General features: G+C 73.3%; 15 protein-coding genes. 6 read left to right on the top strand and 9 right to left on the bottom strand.

Annotated features, from left to right (window positions below; translation table 11 throughout):
• Positions 1-266: 266 nt before the first annotated feature.
• Complete coding sequence (locus tag AMETH_RS13750) at positions 267-1,823, bottom strand: PucR family transcriptional regulator (protein WP_017982065.1); 1,557 nt, start codon at positions 1,821-1,823, stop codon at positions 267-269.
• A gap of 97 nt (positions 1,824-1,920) precedes the next feature.
• Between AMETH_RS13750 and pruA the strand changes: the two genes are divergently transcribed.
• Positions 1,921-3,546, top strand: a complete 1,626-nt coding sequence (pruA, locus tag AMETH_RS13745; RefSeq protein WP_020486696.1) for an L-glutamate gamma-semialdehyde dehydrogenase — start codon at positions 1,921-1,923, stop codon at positions 3,544-3,546.
• Positions 3,547-3,557: 11 nt separating this feature from the next.
• Positions 3,558-4,466, top strand: a complete 909-nt coding sequence (locus AMETH_RS13740; protein ID WP_017982063.1) for a proline dehydrogenase family protein — start codon at positions 3,558-3,560, stop codon at positions 4,464-4,466.
• Here AMETH_RS13740 and AMETH_RS13735 read toward each other — a convergent pair.
• From AMETH_RS13735 to AMETH_RS13715, 5 genes are read right to left on the bottom strand one after another with little or no spacing between them, the layout of a single operon-like run.
• Positions 4,456-5,433, bottom strand: coding sequence for a serine hydrolase domain-containing protein (locus AMETH_RS13735; protein WP_223843144.1), 978 nt, complete (start codon positions 5,431-5,433; stop codon positions 4,456-4,458). The two genes, AMETH_RS13740 and AMETH_RS13735, sit on opposite strands and share 11 nt — an antisense overlap.
• A 52-nt stretch (positions 5,434-5,485) precedes the next feature.
• A complete protein-coding gene (locus tag AMETH_RS13730; protein ID WP_038532101.1) occupies positions 5,486-6,643 on the bottom strand; it encodes an LLM class flavin-dependent oxidoreductase in 1,158 nt (385 codons plus the stop codon).
• 2 nt (positions 6,644-6,645) lie between these two features.
• The gene (locus AMETH_RS13725; RefSeq protein ID WP_026153082.1) at positions 6,646-7,656 is read right to left on the bottom strand and encodes an ABC transporter substrate-binding protein; all 1,011 of its coding nucleotides are present in this window, start codon (positions 7,654-7,656) and stop codon (positions 6,646-6,648) included.
• Positions 7,643-8,353 carry an ABC transporter ATP-binding protein gene (locus tag AMETH_RS13720; RefSeq protein WP_017982059.1) on the bottom strand — a complete coding sequence of 237 codons (711 nt, stop codon included), beginning with the start codon at positions 8,351-8,353 and terminating at the stop codon, positions 7,643-7,645. Before AMETH_RS13720 ends, AMETH_RS13725 begins: the two co-directional genes overlap by 14 nt.
• Positions 8,338-9,162 carry an ABC transporter permease gene (locus AMETH_RS13715; protein ID WP_026153081.1) on the bottom strand — a complete coding sequence of 275 codons (825 nt, stop codon included), beginning with the start codon at positions 9,160-9,162 and terminating at the stop codon, positions 8,338-8,340. The genes AMETH_RS13720 and AMETH_RS13715 overlap by 16 nt, the downstream gene beginning before the upstream one ends.
• Before the next feature lie 167 nt (positions 9,163-9,329).
• On the opposite strand from AMETH_RS13715, the gene AMETH_RS13710 reads away from it, so the two are divergent.
• Complete coding sequence (locus AMETH_RS13710) at positions 9,330-9,668, top strand: cupin domain-containing protein (RefSeq protein WP_026153080.1); 339 nt, start codon at positions 9,330-9,332, stop codon at positions 9,666-9,668.
• Here the strand turns inward: AMETH_RS13710 and AMETH_RS13705 are convergent.
• The gene (locus tag AMETH_RS13705; RefSeq protein WP_017982056.1) at positions 9,661-10,077 is read right to left on the bottom strand and encodes a winged helix-turn-helix domain-containing protein; all 417 of its coding nucleotides are present in this window, start codon (positions 10,075-10,077) and stop codon (positions 9,661-9,663) included. The genes AMETH_RS13710 and AMETH_RS13705 overlap by 8 nt on opposite strands.
• Before the next feature lie 89 nt (positions 10,078-10,166).
• Here AMETH_RS13705 and AMETH_RS13700 point away from each other — a divergent pair, with 89 nt between their 5' ends.
• The 3 genes from AMETH_RS13700 (at position 10,167) to AMETH_RS13690 (ending at position 13,144) form a co-directional block, all read left to right on the top strand.
• Positions 10,167-10,928 (top strand): IclR family transcriptional regulator, encoded by a 762-nt coding sequence (locus AMETH_RS13700; protein ID WP_026153079.1) that lies wholly within the window; start codon positions 10,167-10,169, stop codon positions 10,926-10,928.
• 83 nt (positions 10,929-11,011) lie between these two features.
• A complete protein-coding gene (locus tag AMETH_RS13695; protein ID WP_017982054.1) occupies positions 11,012-11,941 on the top strand; it encodes a PDR/VanB family oxidoreductase in 930 nt (309 codons plus the stop codon).
• Positions 11,942-11,956: 15 nt separating this feature from the next.
• Entirely contained in the window at positions 11,957-13,144 is a 1,188-nt protein-coding gene (locus AMETH_RS13690; protein WP_017982053.1) for a cytochrome P450, read from the top strand.
• Here the strand turns inward: AMETH_RS13690 and AMETH_RS13685 are convergent.
• Both AMETH_RS13685 and AMETH_RS13680 read right to left on the bottom strand, forming a co-directional pair.
• The gene (locus AMETH_RS13685) at positions 13,125-14,975 is read right to left on the bottom strand and encodes an FtsX-like permease family protein (protein WP_017982052.1); all 1,851 of its coding nucleotides are present in this window, start codon (positions 14,973-14,975) and stop codon (positions 13,125-13,127) included. The two genes, AMETH_RS13690 and AMETH_RS13685, sit on opposite strands and share 20 nt — an antisense overlap.
• Positions 14,976-14,977: 2 nt before the next feature.
• Positions 14,978-15,748, bottom strand: a complete 771-nt coding sequence (locus AMETH_RS13680) for an ABC transporter ATP-binding protein (protein WP_017982051.1) — start codon at positions 15,746-15,748, stop codon at positions 14,978-14,980.
• Between the last annotated feature and the right edge of the window lie 119 nt (positions 15,749-15,867).

The following is a 15,867-nucleotide window of genomic DNA, read 5'->3' as shown; positions in this document are numbered from 1 at the left end:
ATCGCACCGCCCGCCGCCGGAAGGCGAATCCGTCGCCTCGAGCAATCCGGCTGCCCGCGGCGGCAAACACGGCGCCCGCGGCGGCAAACACAACCCCCGAAACGCAAACGCGGCACCCGGAACAGCAAACACGGTCCCGGGAGCGCCCGGGGTGGGCAGAGACGGTGGCTGCGGTGGCAGGCGCGGTGCCGGGAGTGGTGGACAACCACCCCGGGAGCGGCGAGTGGCGGCGGGAGCCGCGTTTTTCGCTCCAGGCAGGTGGCGGGTCAGGCGCCGGGTGGGAGCCTCAGCTGCAGCGACGCGAACAGCCGCTCCAGCGGGTCCGCCAGGTCGATCCCGGCGACCTCCGCCGCGCGGCGGACGCGGTAGCGCACCGTGTTCGGGTGCACGTTCAGTGCGCGCGCCGCGGAGCGCACGTCGCCCAGCGTGTCCAGGTACGCCAGCAGCGAGGACGCCAGGTCCGGGTGCTCCGCGCGCAACGCCGTCAGCCTCGGGTCGCGCAGGCGCGGCTGCTCGGCCAGCATCGCGAGCGTCTCGCTGACCAGGACCTGCGACCGGACGTCCGCCAGCGTCGCCACCTCCAGGTCCAGGCCACGCGCCATCGCGTCCAGCACCCGGTCCGCCTCCTGCCGCGACACCCCCACGTCCGCCACCGCCACCACCCGGCCGACCGCCGCCCGCACCGGCATCTCCGCCGACGCCACCATTTCCCGCGTCAGGTCCAGCAACGACACCCCCGCGGGCAGGTCGGGCAGGAACGCGTACGTCCGGTCACCGAGCTGGGTCACCATCGCGCTGCGCCGGTACGCCGCGGCGTGCACCGAGATCACCGCGGCCAGCGCGGACCGCCGCAGCTCCAGTTCCGACCGGTCCACCGGCTCGGCCTCCCGCGGCGCGAAGGCGACCACGGCGGCCGGCTTCGCCGGGTCGGCCCCAATCTGCCGGGCCACCGACACCGGATCACTGCGCCCGTCGAGCATCCCGGCCAGCAGGTTCTCCCGGAACCGGGTGCCCGCCGTGCTGCGCCGCCGGACCAGGTGCAGCGCCGCCACCCGCGCCGCGCCGATCAGGGCCTGCTCCGCCCGGGCGGGCAGGGGCGCGGCGCCCTCCTGCACCCAGATCGACCCGAGCGGCCGCCCGCCCGCGTGCACCCCGATCGCCAGCCGCGTGCGGATGCCCAGGTCCGGCCGCTCCTCGATGCGCACGACCTCCTCCGTCGCCCGCAACCGCTGGTAGACGCCCCACTCGTGCAGCATCTTCAGGTACGGCGCCGGCCCCTGCCTGCCCAGGATCGACAGCCGCCGCAGCTCGTCCACCTCGTCGTCGGACCGCGAGTACGCCAGCACCCGGCTCGCGGTGTCCTCGATGCTGACGATCCCGCCTGTCAGCGCCGCGATCGTCTGGGCCAGCGAGAACAGGTCGCCGAGCGTCTCCCCCGCGTCCTCGTCCGCGGCGCCGCGGGCGGCCTCCAGCACCCCGCGCACCAGCGTCGCGAGCTGCTCCCACCGCACGTCGGCCGCGACCGCCAGCAACGCGACCCCGGCGTCGGTCGCCGCGGACCGCAGCAGCGGCAACGCCGAATCGGACTCCACCTTGACCGCCACCGCCGCCGCGCCCCGGCGGCCGGCGGCCCGGATCAACGGCACCGCCGCCCGCCCGCGCGCCCCGATCACCAGCGCCAGGTCGCCGCGCCGCAACTCCGGGTCGTCATCGGGTTCCAGCACCACGACGTCGCCGACCTCGCCGTCCAGGCCGTCCGGCGCGACCTCCACCTCGACGAGCGGATCGCCGAGCGCGATCAGGACCTGCCGCAGTTGTGCCACCGGACAAACAGTAGTCGCGAAACTGGCCGAACTCACAACCTTCCAAAGACCACGGCGTTCCTACCGTTGAGACATCCGACACCGAGGAGGAGCTGCCGTGGATGCCGTGACAACCGTGCCCACCCCGGCCAACGAGCCGGTCCTGCAGTACGCGCCGGGCAGCCCGGAGCGCGCAGAGGTGCAGGCCGCGCTCGCCGAGCTGACGAAGGAGCCGCTCGAGCTGACCGCGACGATCGGCGGCGAGCAGCGGATGGGCGGCGGCCCGCGGATCGACGTCGTCCAGCCGCACAACCACCGCGCCGTGCTGGGCGTCCTCGGTTCCGCGACCCAGCAGGACACCCGTGACGCGCTGGCCGCCGCCCGCGAGGCCGCCGCGGCGTGGCGGAAGCTGTCCTTCGACGACCGAGCCGCGATCCTGCTCCGCGCGGCCGACCTGCTCACCGGTCCCTGGCGCGCGAAGCTGAACGCCGCCACCATGCTCGGCCAGTCCAAGACCGTGCACCAGGCCGAGATCGACGCCGCCTGCGAGCTGGCCGATTTCTGGCGCTTCAACGTGGCCTTCGCCCACCGCCTGCTGGCCGAGCAGCCCGCCAGCTCCCCCGGCGTCTGGAACCGCACCGACCACCGGCCGCTGGAGGGGTTCGTCTACGCGATCACCCCGTTCAACTTCACCGCGATCGCGGGCAACCTGCCGACCGCGCCCGCGCTGATGGGCAACGTCGTGCTGTGGAAGCCCTCCCCCACGCAGAGCTTCGCCGCGCACCTGACGATGCGGCTGCTCGAAGAAGCCGGCCTGCCGCCGGGTGTGATCAACCTGCTGCCCGGTGACGGCCTGGCCGTCTCCGAGGTCGCACTGGCCGCGCCCGACCTGGCCGGCATCCACTTCACCGGTTCCACCCGGACCTTCCGGCACCTGTGGTCGCAGGTCGGCGCGAACATCGCGAACTACCGCACCTACCCGCGGATCGTGGGCGAGACCGGCGGCAAGGACTTCGTGCTCGCCCACCCGTCCGCCGACGCCGACGTGCTGCGCACCGCGCTCGTCCGCGGCGCGTTCGAGTACCAGGGCCAGAAGTGCTCCGCCGCCTCACGGGCCTACGTCCCGCGCTCGCTGTGGACGCGGATGCGGGACGACTTCCTGTCCGAGGTCGAGTCGCTGCCCATGGGCGACGTGACCGACCTGCGCAACTTCCTCGGCGCGGTGATCGACCGGCGCGCCTTCGACCGGCTGTCCGGGGTGCTGGACCGCGCCCGCGCCGACGACCGGCTGGAGGTCCTCGCCGGCGGCACCGCCGACGACAGCGAGGGCTTTTTCGTGCGCCCGACCGTGCTCGCCTCGGATCACCCGGAGCACGAGGTGTTCACCACCGAGTACTTCGGGCCGGTGCTCGCCGTGCACGTCTACGACGACGCCTCCTACGGCACCGTGCTGCGCCAGCTGGAGAGCGTCGCGCCGTACGGGCTGACCGGGTCGATCATCGCGACCGACCGGGCCGCGATCGCCCACGCCACCGAGGAACTGCGGTTCGCCGCGGGCAACTTCTACGTCAACGACAAGCCGACCGGCGCGGTCGTCGGGCAGCAGCCCTTCGGCGGCGGACGGGCGTCAGGCACCAACGACAAGGCCGGGTCGATCCACAACCTGCTCCGCTGGGTGAGCCCGCGCTCCATCAAGGAGACCTTCGTGCCGCCAACCACCGCCGGCTACCCGCACCAGGGCTGAGGAGGACCGCCGTGCTGCGCACCGCTTTGCTCGCCGCGGCCGGGTCGCCGGGCTGCCGTTCCCTTGTCGAGCAAACCCCGCTGACCCGCCCCGTGGTCCGCCGGTTCGTCGCCGGATCCACTGTGGACGACGCGCTGGCCGTGACCGCGAACCTGATCGGCAGCGGCCGGGCGGTCACGCTCGACCACCTCGGCGAGGACACCACCGACCCGTCGATGGCCGCCGCGACGGTGAAGGCCTACGCCGAGCTGCTGACATTGCTGGCCGAGCACGGTCTCGCGGCGGACGCCGAGGTGTCGGTGAAGCTGTCCGCCGTCGGACTGCGCCTGCCCGACGGGGACCGCGTCGCCCTGGACAACGCGCGCCGCATCTGCGCGGCCGCGGCCGCCGCGGGCACCACGGTCACGCTGGACATGGAGGACCACACCACGACCGACGCCACCCTCGGCGTGCTGCGGGAACTGCGCGCGGACTTCCCGTGGGTCGGCGCGGTCCTGCAGGCCTACCTACGGCGCACCGAGCAGGACTGCCGGGACCTGGCGTACGCGGGCTCGCGGGTCCGGTTGTGCAAGGGCGCGTACGCCGAGCCAGCCTCTGTGGCTTACCAGGACAAGTCCGACGTGGACCGGTCCTACGTACGCTGCCTGCGGGTGCTCATGGACGGCGCCGGGCACCCGATGGTCGCCACCCATGACCCGCGGATGATCGCGATCGCCGCGGAACTCGGGAAGGACCGGCCGGACTGGGAGTTCCAGATGCTGTACGGCGTCCGGGACGCCGAGCAGCGGCGGCTCGCGCGCGACCACGCGGTGCGGGTCTACCTGCCCTACGGCGACGAGTGGTACGGCTACTTCGTGCGCCGCCTGGCAGAGCGCCCAGCGAACCTGGCGTTCTTCCTCCGGGCGCTGGTCACGCGGTGAGCTCGGCGATCCGGCGGGCGAGCGGCCACGCGCCGTCGGAGGTGTTGGACAGCACCGTCCAGGTTGTCGTGCCACTGTGGACGGTCCGGAACGACACGCCGGCGTCGTAGCCCTCCAGGCGGACCGCGTCGCCGTCGAGCCAGAACCCGAGCCCGTACCGCATGCCCTCCGCCGGGACGTCGCTGCGGGGCGCGGTCATCTGGCGCATCCGCGACAGCGGCACGATCCGCCCCGTGAACAACGCCGTCCAGAACGCGTGGACGTCGGCGGCGGTGGAGTAGATCCCGCCGTCGCCGCTGCCGAGCACGGGCAGGTGGAACACGTTGGTCCGCCGCTCGCCGACGTAGCCGAGGGCGACCCCGGCCGCGGGCTCGTCGGAGCGGAGGAACGCCGTGTCCGTCATGCCGGCGGGCACGCACACCAGGTCGTGCACCAGGCGGGCGAACGGGCGGCCCGCGGTCCGCTCCGCGAGGAGGGCGAGCACCACGTAACCGCTGTTGCAGTAGGAGAACCGCTCCCCCGGCGGGAACTTCGGCGGATGCCCGTCCAGGACGCGCAGGTAGTCCTCGGTGGCGGCCAGCTCGTGCACCGGCACGGGCAGGATGTGGTCGGTGATGGGCCGGTCGACGTCCTCGTCGCAGTAGTCGCCGATGCCCGAGCGGTGGGCGAGGAGGTGTTCGACGGTGACCTCGTCGCCGATCAACGGCAGGTCGTCGCCGAGCAGCGACCTGGCGGTGGTGTCCAGGCCGAGCACGCCGCGCTCAGCCAGCGCGGCGACGGTCAGCGCCGTCAGCCCCTTGGTGCCGCTGGCCAGGGCGAACCGGGTGCCGACGGTGTTGGGCACCTCAAGCCCGCGGTGCGCGAAGCCGTAGGCGCGGGCGAACGTGCGGCCACCGGAGTCCACCCGGACCACGCCGGAGAACCCGGTCTCGGCCGCGAGCGCGTCGATCCCCTCCACCCGGACCATCCTGCCGGGTGGAGGGACTCGGCTCACCTGGTTTTATTGCGCAGGCCTGCATTCACTGAGCGGCGACGTGCCGCTCCTCGCGCAGTGCGGTTCGCTGGTCGCGCGTGCCGCGCAGCAGACCGCGGTGCGCCAGCTCGGGCAGCACACCCTCGGCGAACCAGTACGCCTCCTCCAGGTGCGGGTACCCGGACAGCACGAACTCCTCGATGCCGAGCGAGTGGTACTCCTCGATGAGGTCGGCGACCTCGCCGTGGCTGCCCACCAGCGCCGTGCCCGCGCCGCCGCGGACCAGGCCGATGCCGGCCCACAGGTTGGGGTGGATCTCCAGCCCACGCACGCCGCGGTCCAGGCCGCCGCCGTGCAGGGCGACCATCCGCCGCTGCCCCTCGGACTCGCTGGCGGCCAGCTGCGCCTGCGCCTTCGCCACCTGCTCCGGGCTCAGCGCGTCGAGCAGCTTCTGCGCCTCCGCCCACGCCTCGGCCGAGGTGTCCCGGGACAGGGTGTGCAGCCGGATGCCGAACCGGATCGTCCGCCCCCGCGCCTCGGCCAGTTCCCGCACGCGCCGGATCTTGTCCGCGACCTGGGCGGGCGGCTCGCCCCAGGTCAGGTAGACGTCGGCGTGCCTGGCCGCGACCGGCAGCGCGGCCGGGGACGAGCCGCCGAAGTACAGCGGCGGCACCGGGTCCGGCGGGGCGAGCACCGTCGCGCCCTCGACCGAGAGGTGCTCACCGGTGAAGTCGAACGGCTCGCCGCTCCACACGCCGCGCGCGATGGTGAGGAACTCGTCGGTGCGGGCGTAGCGCTGGTCGTGGTCGTGGAAGTCGCCGAACCGCTTCTGCTCGATCGAATCGCCGCCGGTGACGATGTTGAGCAGCAGCCGCCCGCCGGAGATCCGCTGGTAGGTGGCGGCCATCTGGGCGGCCAGGGTCGGCGAGATGACGCCGGGGCGGAACGCGACGAGGTACTTGAGCCGCTTGGTCTCGCGGATCAGCGCCGCCGTGGTCAGCCAGGCGTCCTCGCACCAGGTGCCGGTCGGGGTGAGCACGCCCTCGAAGCCGAGCTGCTCGGCGGCGCGGGCGATCTGCGCCAGGTAGTCGATGGTGGGTTCGCGCTGCGCGACCGGCCCGAGGGACCGGTTGGCGTGGAACCGTTCCACGATGGTCCGGCCATCGCCGGTGGTGGGCAGGAACCAGTGCGGTGTGATCGTCATCGTCATCCCCTCGCGGCGGCCAGGTCGGCGGCGAACCGGGTATCGGTGAAGTCCGCGAAATCGATCTTGCCGGGCAGCACCTTGTCGTCGGCGAACGCGTCGGCGAGCTCCTGCTCGGAGGCGATCACCTTGTCGTCGAGCGGCACGGGCAGATCCGGGCCGCTCTGCACGGCCGCGAGCGTGACCTCCGGCTTCAGCCCGGTCTCCGCGGACCAGGCCTGGGCCCACTGCTCGCGGTGGGTGTCGGCCCACTGCTGGGCCTTGGCGATCCGCACGACGTAGTCGCGGATCGCGGCGTTCTTGCCCGCGTCGGACAGCGCGTTGTGCCCGGCGACCTGGAAGGTGTAGCCGTTGGCGACGCCGGTGCCGTCGGCCAGCACGCGGGCGTTGGCCTCCAGCTTGGCCTGCGAAGTGTAGGGGTCCCAGACCGCCCACGCGTCGATCTGGTGCTGGGTGAACGCGCCGTAGGCGTCGGCGGGCTGCAGGAAGGACAGCTTGACGTCCTTCGTGGACAGTCCGTTCTTGGCCAGGGTCAGCAGGATCTGGCCGTGCGCCGAGCTGCCCTTGGCCACGCCGATGGTCTTGCCCTTGAGGTCGGCGACGGTCCGCAGGGGCGAGTCGGGGGTCACCAGCAGTGCGTCGCTGGCGACGTTGCCCTGCGCGGAGCTGACGATCGAGATCTTCGCCTTCGCGGCGGCGGCGAAGATCGGCGGCGTGTTGCCGACCCCGCCGATGTCGATCGCGCCGGCGGAGGCGGCCTCCAGCAGCGGCGGCCCGGAGGTGAAGGTGGACCACTCGATCTTGTACGGCAGGTCGTTCAGCAGGCCGGCGGACTTGAGCAGGGCCTGCGAGCCGCCCTTCTGGTCGCCCACCTTCAACGTCACCTTCGCCAGGTCGGCCGCGCTCACCGGCGGCGGCACGGACGGGCCCGACGACGGCTCGCTCGCCCCGCCGCACGCGGTCAGCGTCAGCGCGAGCGCGGTGACGGCGGCGAGGATCCTAGGCAATCGCATGGTCGGTCACTCCCAGATCGGCCAGCACCCTGGCGCGAACGTCGATGTGGTCGGAAACGGCACGGGGCCGCGGGTGGTCCAGGAGGTGCTCGGCGATGATCCGCCCCTCCCCCAGCACGAGGACGCGGTCGGCGAGCAGCAGCGCCTCGTCCACGTCGTGGGTCACGAGCAGCACGCCCGGCCGGTGCTCGCGCCACAGGTCCTCGACGAGCCGGTGCATCGCCAGCCTGGTCAGCGCGTCCAGCGCGCCGAACGGCTCGTCGAGCAACAGCAGGTCCGGTTCCCGCACCAGTGCCCTGGCGAGCGAGACCCGTTGCGCCTCACCGCCGGAGAGGGTGCGCGGCCAGGCGTCGGCGTGGCCGGCGAGGCGCACCTCGGCCAGCGCGCGCTCGGCCAGCGCCCGGTCGCGGCCGCGGTCGCGCAGGCCGAGGACGACGTTGCGCCACACCCGCCGCCACGGCAGCAGCCGCGGTTGCTGGAACGCCACGGACACCGCGCCCTCGACCCTGGCCTCGCCCTCGATTTCGGTGTCCAGACCGGCGAGGATCCGCAGCAGCGTCGACTTGCCGGACCCGCTGCGGCCAAGCAGGGCGACGAACTCGCCGCGCCCGATTTCGAGGTCCACATCGGACAGCACGGCGCGCTCGCCGAAGCGCTTGGTCAGGCCGTGCACCCTGGCGATCAGTTCCCGCGCCACCGCAGCGCCCTCCGTTCGATCAGGCGGACCAGCGCGTCGGTGATCAGACCGAGCGCCGCGTAGACGATCAGGCCGACCACGATCACGTCGGTGCGCAGGAACTCGCGCGCGTTGTTGATGAGGTAGCCCAGGCCCGCGTCGGCGTTCACGGTCTCACCGACGATCAGCGCGAGCCACGCGACGCCGAGCGCCTGCCGCAGCCCCACCAGCGTCTGCGGCACCGCGGACGGCAGCACCACGTGGACCAGCCGTTCCCAGCGGGTGTAGCCGAGCGCGGTGGTGGCCTCGACGAGGTGGTCGTCGACGTTGCGGATGCCGGAGTAGATGTTGAGGTAGAGCGGAAAAGCGACACCCAGCGCGACCAGGACGATCTTCGGCTCCTCGCCGATGCCGAACCACAGGATGAACAGCGGGATCAGGCCGAGGAACGGCAGGGTGCGCAGCATCTGCACCGGCGGGTCGATGAGCACCCCGCCCCAGCGGGACAGGCCCGCGACCACGCCCAGCACCAGTGCGACGCCCGCGCCGAACGCGAAGCCGAGGCCGACGCGCACGATCGACACGGCGAACGCCTCGCCCAGCTCGCCGGATCGCGCGGTCTCGACACCGGCCTGCAGGACCGTCCACGGTGAACTCAGTTTGTCCGGGGACAGCACGCCCGTCGAGGACGCGAGCTGCCACAGGGCAAGCAGCGCGAGTGGACTGATCCAGCGGCGCAGGTCGGGCAGGCGGCGTCTCCGGGCCGGACGGGGCCGCGTCCCGGTTGCCTCCTCCGGGCACGCGAGAACGTCCGTTGCGGAAAGCGACACGGATCTTCTCCCATTTTTCGGGGGTTTCACCGAAATGCTTCCTCCCACGATCGGGTGGGTCAACGTGCTCCCGGATCGCGGAACCGGTTCCGCTGAGCAGGCCGGAGTTTCTTTCACGACTTCGGGAAACGTTGACAGGACGGGTGATCGCCGGTCAGGCTGCCCCGGTGACCGACTTCCAGCCACTGACCTCCGTCGAGGGTCTCCCGCTCCTCGGCGGTTCCGGCCGCTTCCGCGTCCTGCAGAACACCGAGCGCGGGCTGCTGCTCGAACTGGAGTACCCCGCCGGGGTGGCTTCGCCCGAGCACTCCCACGACCACGACAGCTTCATCTACGTGCTGTCCGGTGAGGTGACCGGCTCGGTGGACGGACAGCCTGCGCGGCTCGGCGCCGGGGACACGCTCGTGCACCCGCGCGGGGCGCGGCACACGGTCGCGGCGGTGACGGACAGCCGGTGGCTGGAGTTCAAGGCGCCGCCGCCGGAGGTGGGGCGCGTCCTCAGGTGATGTCGGCGCGGCCGTCGAACCGGTAGCCGACACCGCGCACGGTGGTGATCGAAAACCGGTCGATCTTGCTGCGCAGCTTGCGGACGTGCACGTCGATCGTGCGGCCGCGGCTCGGTCCGGGCAGTCGCCACACGTGCTCGGTGAGGGCCGCGCGGTCGAAGACCCGGCCGGGGTGGCGCGCCAGGAACAGCAGCAGCTCGTATTCGAGCCGGGTCAGCTCGACCTCGGCGCCGTGCGAGCGGACGCGGCGCGACGTGGTGTCGATGCGCAGTGCCGGTTCCGGCTCGGGTTCCAGCGCGCCGAGCGCTTCGCCGATCGCCGCGCCGACGCGGTCCGGATCGCCGTGGACCACGATGTGCAGCTCGACCGCGCCGTCCGGCCGGTCGACCCGGGTGAGGGACTGCGTCATGATCCCAGCAAGCCACGCCGGCGCGGGCCGGTCAATCGCGTCCCGGCAGGTGGGCCGGGTTGTCCGCGGATCCGTGGCACACTCGGGCCGTGGCCAGGCAGCCGACCGGTGAATCCGTCCTATCCCGCGCGGTGCGGATCTTCGAGGCCTTCACGCCGGAGGAGCCGGTGCTGCAGGTCTCCGAGATCGCCCGCCGGACCGGGCTGCACCTGGCGACCGCGTCCCGCCTGGTCGCCGAGCTCACCGGCCACGGCCTGCTCACCCGCGACGACGACCGCCGGGTGCGGATCGGCGTGCGGATGTGGGAGCTGGCCCTGCGTGCCTCGCCCACGGCCACGCTCCGCGACGCCGCGATGCCGTTCATGGAGGACGTCCACGCGGTCGTCGGGCACCACGTGCAGCTCGGGGTCCGCGACGGCGACGAGGTGATCTTCCTGGAGCGCCTGTCCGCGCCGAAGGCGGTCATCAACTACACCCGCATCGCCGGGCGGCTGCCGATGCACGCGTCCTCCTCCGGGCTCGTCCTGCTCGCCCACGGGCCCGCCGACCTGCGCGATCGCGTGCTCGCCGGGCCGCTACGGGCCTACACCGCGAACACGATCACCACCCCGGACCGCCTGCGGAGCACGCTCGCCGACATCCGCAAGCAGGGTTTCGCCTGGTGCCCGGGCCACATCCACGAGGAAGCGCTCGGCGTCGCGGTGCCGGTCAAGGACGCCCGCGGCGGCATCGTCGCGGCACTGTCGGTCATCGTGCCGAACACGGCCGAGAGCAGGGGCGTCACCGGCATCCTGATGGCTGCCGCGCGGGGCATCACCCGCTCACTGCCGCCCTCGCCTCTCACTCATTGAGAACCCGGTCGCCGCCCGTCACCGCGGAACCGCATCCTGCGTGCCAGCAACCCAGCGCAAGGAGGCGTCCGGTGAGCCAAGTCGTGACCCTGGAGGTCACCGCCCGCGAAGAACGCGCCGAGGGGGTGCTGGCGCTGACCCTGTCCCGTCCGGACGGCGGCCGGCTGCCGGACTGGACCCCCGGCGCGCACATCGACCTCGTGCTGCCGAACGGGCTGACCCGGCAGTACTCGCTGTGCGGCGACCGGTGGGACGCGCACAGCTACCGCATCGGCGTGCTGCGCGAGCCCGCGGGTCGCGGCGGCTCGGCCTACGTGCACGACCGGCTGCGGCCCGGCGACCGCGTCGGCGTCGGCGGGCCGAGCAACAACTTCCCGCTCGTGCCGTCCGGGCGCTACCTGTTCGTCGCGGGCGGCATCGGCATCACCCCGCTGCTGCCGATGATCCACCAGGCCGACCTGCTCGGCGCCGACTGGACCCTGCTCTACGGCGGCCGCCGCCGCGCGTCGATGGCCTTCACCGACGAGCTCGCCGGGTACGGCGACCGCGTCCACCTGGTGCCCGAGGACGAACACGGCCTGCTCGACCTGGCGTCCTGGCTCGGCACCCCGCGCCCGGGCACGAAGGTCTACTGCTGCGGGCCCGCTCCCCTGCTGGCCGCCGTCGAATCCGCCTGCCGCGCGTGGCCGCCGTTTTCGCTGCACGTCGAGCGCTTCACGGCACGTGAGCAGGCGCCGGTGCGGGACGAGCCGTTCGAGGTCGAGCTGCGGCGGACCGGGGCGACCGTCACCGTCACGCCGGGGATCTCGGTGCTGGAAGCGGTGCGCGGCGCAGGCGTGGACGTGCTGTCGTCGTGCCGGCAGGGCACCTGCGGCACCTGCGAAACCGGTGTCCTGGCCGGCGTTCCGGACCACCGCGACTCGATCCTCGCCGACCACGAGCGCGCCGCGGGCGAGGTCATGTTCGTGTGCGTGTCCCGCGCGTGCACCGACCGCCTCGTCCTCGACCTGTGACCTGAGGAGACTCCCGTGATCACCGACGACACCGACCCGTTCGCGCCCGAGGTCCTGGCCGAACCGGAACCCCTGCATGCCAAGCTGCGCGACGCCGGCCCGGTCGTGCACCTGATCCGCTACGACGTCTACGCCCTCGCCCGCTACGAGCACGTGCACGCCGCGCTGGTGAACTGGCAGGACTTCTCCTCCGCCGCCGGGGTCGGGCTGGCCAACTTCCACGTCGAGGAGCCGTGGCGGCCGCCGAGCCTGCTGCTCGAGGCGGACCCGCCCCGCCACGACGCCCCGCGCCGGGTCCTGTCCGGCATCCTCGGGCCGCGCGCGCTGCGGAAACTGCGGGAGGACTGGTTCGCCGCGGCCGAGGACCTCGTCGAGCGTGTGCTGGACACCGAACTCGACGTCGTCCCCGCGCTCGCCGAGGCGTTCCCGCTGCGCGTGTTCCCGGACGCGGTCGGGATCGGCCGCGAGGGACGCGAGAACCTGTTGCCCTACGGCAACTTCGCCTTCAACGCGTTCGGCCCGCTCAACGAGCTGGTCACCTCGCTGGCCGCGGACATGCCGCGGTGGTCGGGGTGGGTGAACGAGCAGTGCGCCCGCGACCGCCTCACCGGCGACGGGTTCGGCGCGGCGATCTGGGCGGCCGCCGACCGCGGCGAGATCACGCACGAGCAGGCGCCGCTGGTGGTCCGGTCGCTGCTCACGGCCGGCGTGGACACCACGGTGCACGGGCTGGCCGCCGTGCTCTACGCCTTCGCCACCCACCCGGGGCAGTGGGACCGGCTGCGCGAGCAGCCCCGGCTCGCCCGGGCGGCCTTCGACGAGGCGGTGCGCTGGCAGTCGCCGGTGCAGACGTTCTTCCGCACGGCCACCCGGGACACCCGCGTCGCGGACGTGACCATCCCGGCCGGGCACAAAATCCTGATGTTCCTCGGCGCGGCGAACCGGGATCCGCGCCGCTGGGCCGATCCGGACGTCTTCGACCTGAGCCGCGACCCGTCCGGCCACGTCGGGTTCGGGATGGGCCTGCACCAGTGCGTGGGCCAGCACGTCGCCCGGCTGGAGGCCGAGGCGCTGCTGACCGCGCTGGCGAAGCGGGTGCGCCGGTTCGAACTGCTCGGCCCGGGCACCCGCCACCTGAACAACACGTTGCGCGCGTGGCAGTCGCTGCCGATGCGGCTGCACCTCACTCGGCCGCGCCGGTGAGCGACACCGGGCTGGGCCGGGTCGCGGACAACGCCGTCCACGCGCTGGTCGCGCCGACCACCGCGAACGCGCCCAGCACCACGACCGTGATCAGCGCCCACGGCACCACCAGGACGCTCTGCCCGGCGATGCGGCCCGCCGCGGCGGAGATCCCGATCAGGGTCGTGGTCGCGGCGAGGCCGCCCAGCACCAGTCCGATGCCGGTGACCGCGCCGGACTCAAGCACCGCGGCCCGCACCACCTGCGCGCGGGTCAGCCCGGTCACCCTGGCCACGGCGAACTCGCGGCGCCGGTCGGCGGCGGCGATGACCACGGCGTTGACCACCGCGATCAGCGCGTACAGCCCGGACAGGCCCATGATCACGGTCATGATGCCGGTGCTGGTGTCCTGCCGGTCCGCGCTGGTGGCGGCGATCCAGTCGTCCACTGTGGTCACTTCACCGCGGCCGGCGAGCGCGCTCGCGCCCGCGCCGGGCGCCACGCGCACGATGGATTCGGTGGGCGTGGCGGCCAGCACCGGGGCGGGCACGATCTCGCGTGGCAGCAGGAAGTCCGCGCCGCCACCGAGCGTCGCCGGCAGCACGGCCACGACCCGCAGGTCCAGCTCGCTGTCGCCGATCCGGGCGGTGACGGTGCTGCCGACCGGCTGGAACCCGTCGGCGACAGCGATGGTCGGCCCGGTCAGGTCGGCGAGCGATCCCTGCTCCGGGACGCGCACGTGGGTCGCGGCGTAGGCGGCGGGGTCGATCGCGGCGGCGTAGCCCTGTTCGGTGTCGGTGTCGGTGTCGTCGTCGCCGTAGGTGACGACCGAGACCGGCACCCGGGTCTGCGGGGACACCGCGACCACGCCGGGAACGTCCAGATCGGACGGTCCCGTGGTGGTGACCACGAGGTCCCCACGAATGTCGGCACGCTGTTCGATTTCGGCGCCCTTGCCGATGGTGGCGAGCGTGCCCGCCTGGGCGACCAGCAGCGCGACGAGCACGATCAGCGGCGCGGCGGTGGAGGCGCTGCGGCGGACGCCGTCGCGCAGGTTCGCCTCGGCCAGCCGTCCCAGTGGCCCGCGCAGGACCAGCCCGGCCAGGCGCCCGGCCGCGGGCACGACCAGCGGGCTCAGCGCGGTCAGGGCGACCGCGGCGGCGAGCGCGGTGTTGATCGACAGCGCGATGGCGCCCTCGGGCGGGGCGAACGCGGACACGCTCGTCATGGCGAGCGCCCCGGCCAGGAACAGCACGCCGAAGAACCAGCGGGCGCCGCTCATGACGCGGGCCGCCGCGCCGGTCTCGCGCAGGGCCTCCAGCGGGCGCACTTTCGCGGCGCGCCGGGACGCGGCGAGCACCCCGGCGATCGCGACACCGAGCCCGATGCCCGCGGACACGCTGAGGATCCAGTCCTGCCAGCGCGGGGTGAACGCGGACGGCACGAAGCCGAGTTCGCGCAGCAGCCAGGTCTGGACCCGCATCACCAGCAGGCCGAGCGGGACGCCGAAGGCGGTGCCGAGCACGCCCAGCAGCAATGCCTCCGACAGCAGCAGGCGGCGCACCTGGCCGCGGCCACCGCCGACGAGCCGCAGCAGCGCCAGGTCCCGTTGGCGCTGGGCGACGGTGAAGGCGAAGGTGGAGCTGACGATGAACACCGCGAGGAACACCGAGATGCCCAGGGTCAGGCCGAGCAGGGTGACCGCCTCGACGACCTCGCCGCCCGCGGTCGCGGCGGAGACCAGGATCAGCAGTGACGACTGGACGAGCGCGACGCCGAGGCAGACGGTCAGGATGGCGCCGAGGAACAGCGGCCAGCGGTCGGTGAAGGTGTTCCAGGACAGTCGCAACACGGTCAGGCCTTCAGCCGGGCGAGGCGGTCCGCGACCTCAGGGGTGGTCGGGGTGACGGCGTGGTCGACGACGCGGCCGTCGCGGAGGAACACCACGGAGTCGGCGCTGGCGGCGGCGGACGGGTCGTGGGTGACCATGACGATGCTCTGGCCCGCGGTGACGAGGTCCCGCAGCAGGCCGAGGACCTTGCGGGCCGCGGTGGAGTCGAGGGCGCCGGTGGGTTCGTCGGCGAAGAGGACGCGCGGGCGGGTGACCATGGCCCTGGCGATCGCGACGCGCTGCTGCTGGCCGCCGGACAGTTCGCGGGGCCGGTGCCGGCGGCGGTCGTCGAGCCCGACGGCGGCGAGCACCGCGCGAACGTCCTTCGTGGACGGCCGGGTGCCGGCGAGCCGGAGTGGGAGCGCGACGTTCTGCTCCGCGGTGAGCGAGCCGATAAGGTTGAAGCTCTGGAAGACGAAGCCGATCTCGCTGCGGCGCAGCGCGGTGAGGTGGGCGTCGTCCGCGGTGGTGATGTCCTCGCCGCCGAGGAGGACCTGCCCGGTGGTGACGCGTTCCAGGCCGGCGGCGCAGTGCAGGAGGGTCGACTTGCCGGAGCCGGAGGGCCCCATGACGGCGGTCCAGGACCCGGCGGGGAAGGCGACGGTGACCCCGTCGAGCGCACGGACCTCGTGCTGGCCGGCGGCGTAGGTGCGGGAAACGGCCCGAAAGTCGACGGCGGGCTGCCCGCGCGGCCGATGCCTGCCGGCGACGGCGGTTTCCAGAGGCGTTGTCATAGGTCAGATCCCATCGCGGATCGGGGCGCCGGTCAGCGGTGCCGGCCACCGAATCCCCGGTGGGGCTGGCCCTACCCCTCGGCGGCCGCGTCCCCCGGGGCGCACTCCCGCGGAGCGGG

This window comes from Amycolatopsis methanolica 239, assembly GCF_000739085.1.
Classification (GTDB): Bacteria; Actinomycetota; Actinomycetes; order Mycobacteriales; family Pseudonocardiaceae; genus Amycolatopsis_E; species Amycolatopsis_E methanolica.
This window is presented reverse-complemented; position numbering and strand designations above follow the sequence as displayed.

What these genes read in the sequence shown, in the direction of transcription:
- AMETH_RS13735 (WP_223843144.1), bottom strand. Translation starts at nt 5,433, where the DNA reads ATGGTCCGGGTGGAGGGGATCGACGCGCTCGCGGCCGAGACCGGGTTC.
- AMETH_RS13730 (WP_038532101.1), bottom strand. Translation starts at nt 6,643, where the DNA reads ATGACGATCACACCGCACTGGTTCCTGCCCACCACCGGCGATGGCCGG.
- AMETH_RS13725 (WP_026153082.1), bottom strand. Translation starts at nt 7,656, where the DNA reads ATGCGATTGCCTAGGATCCTCGCCGCCGTCACCGCGCTCGCGCTGACG.
- AMETH_RS13705 (WP_017982056.1), bottom strand. Translation starts at nt 10,077, where the DNA reads ATGACGCAGTCCCTCACCCGGGTCGACCGGCCGGACGGCGCGGTCGAG.
- AMETH_RS13680 (WP_017982051.1), bottom strand. Translation starts at nt 15,748, where the DNA reads ATGACAACGCCTCTGGAAACCGCCGTCGCCGGCAGGCATCGGCCGCGC.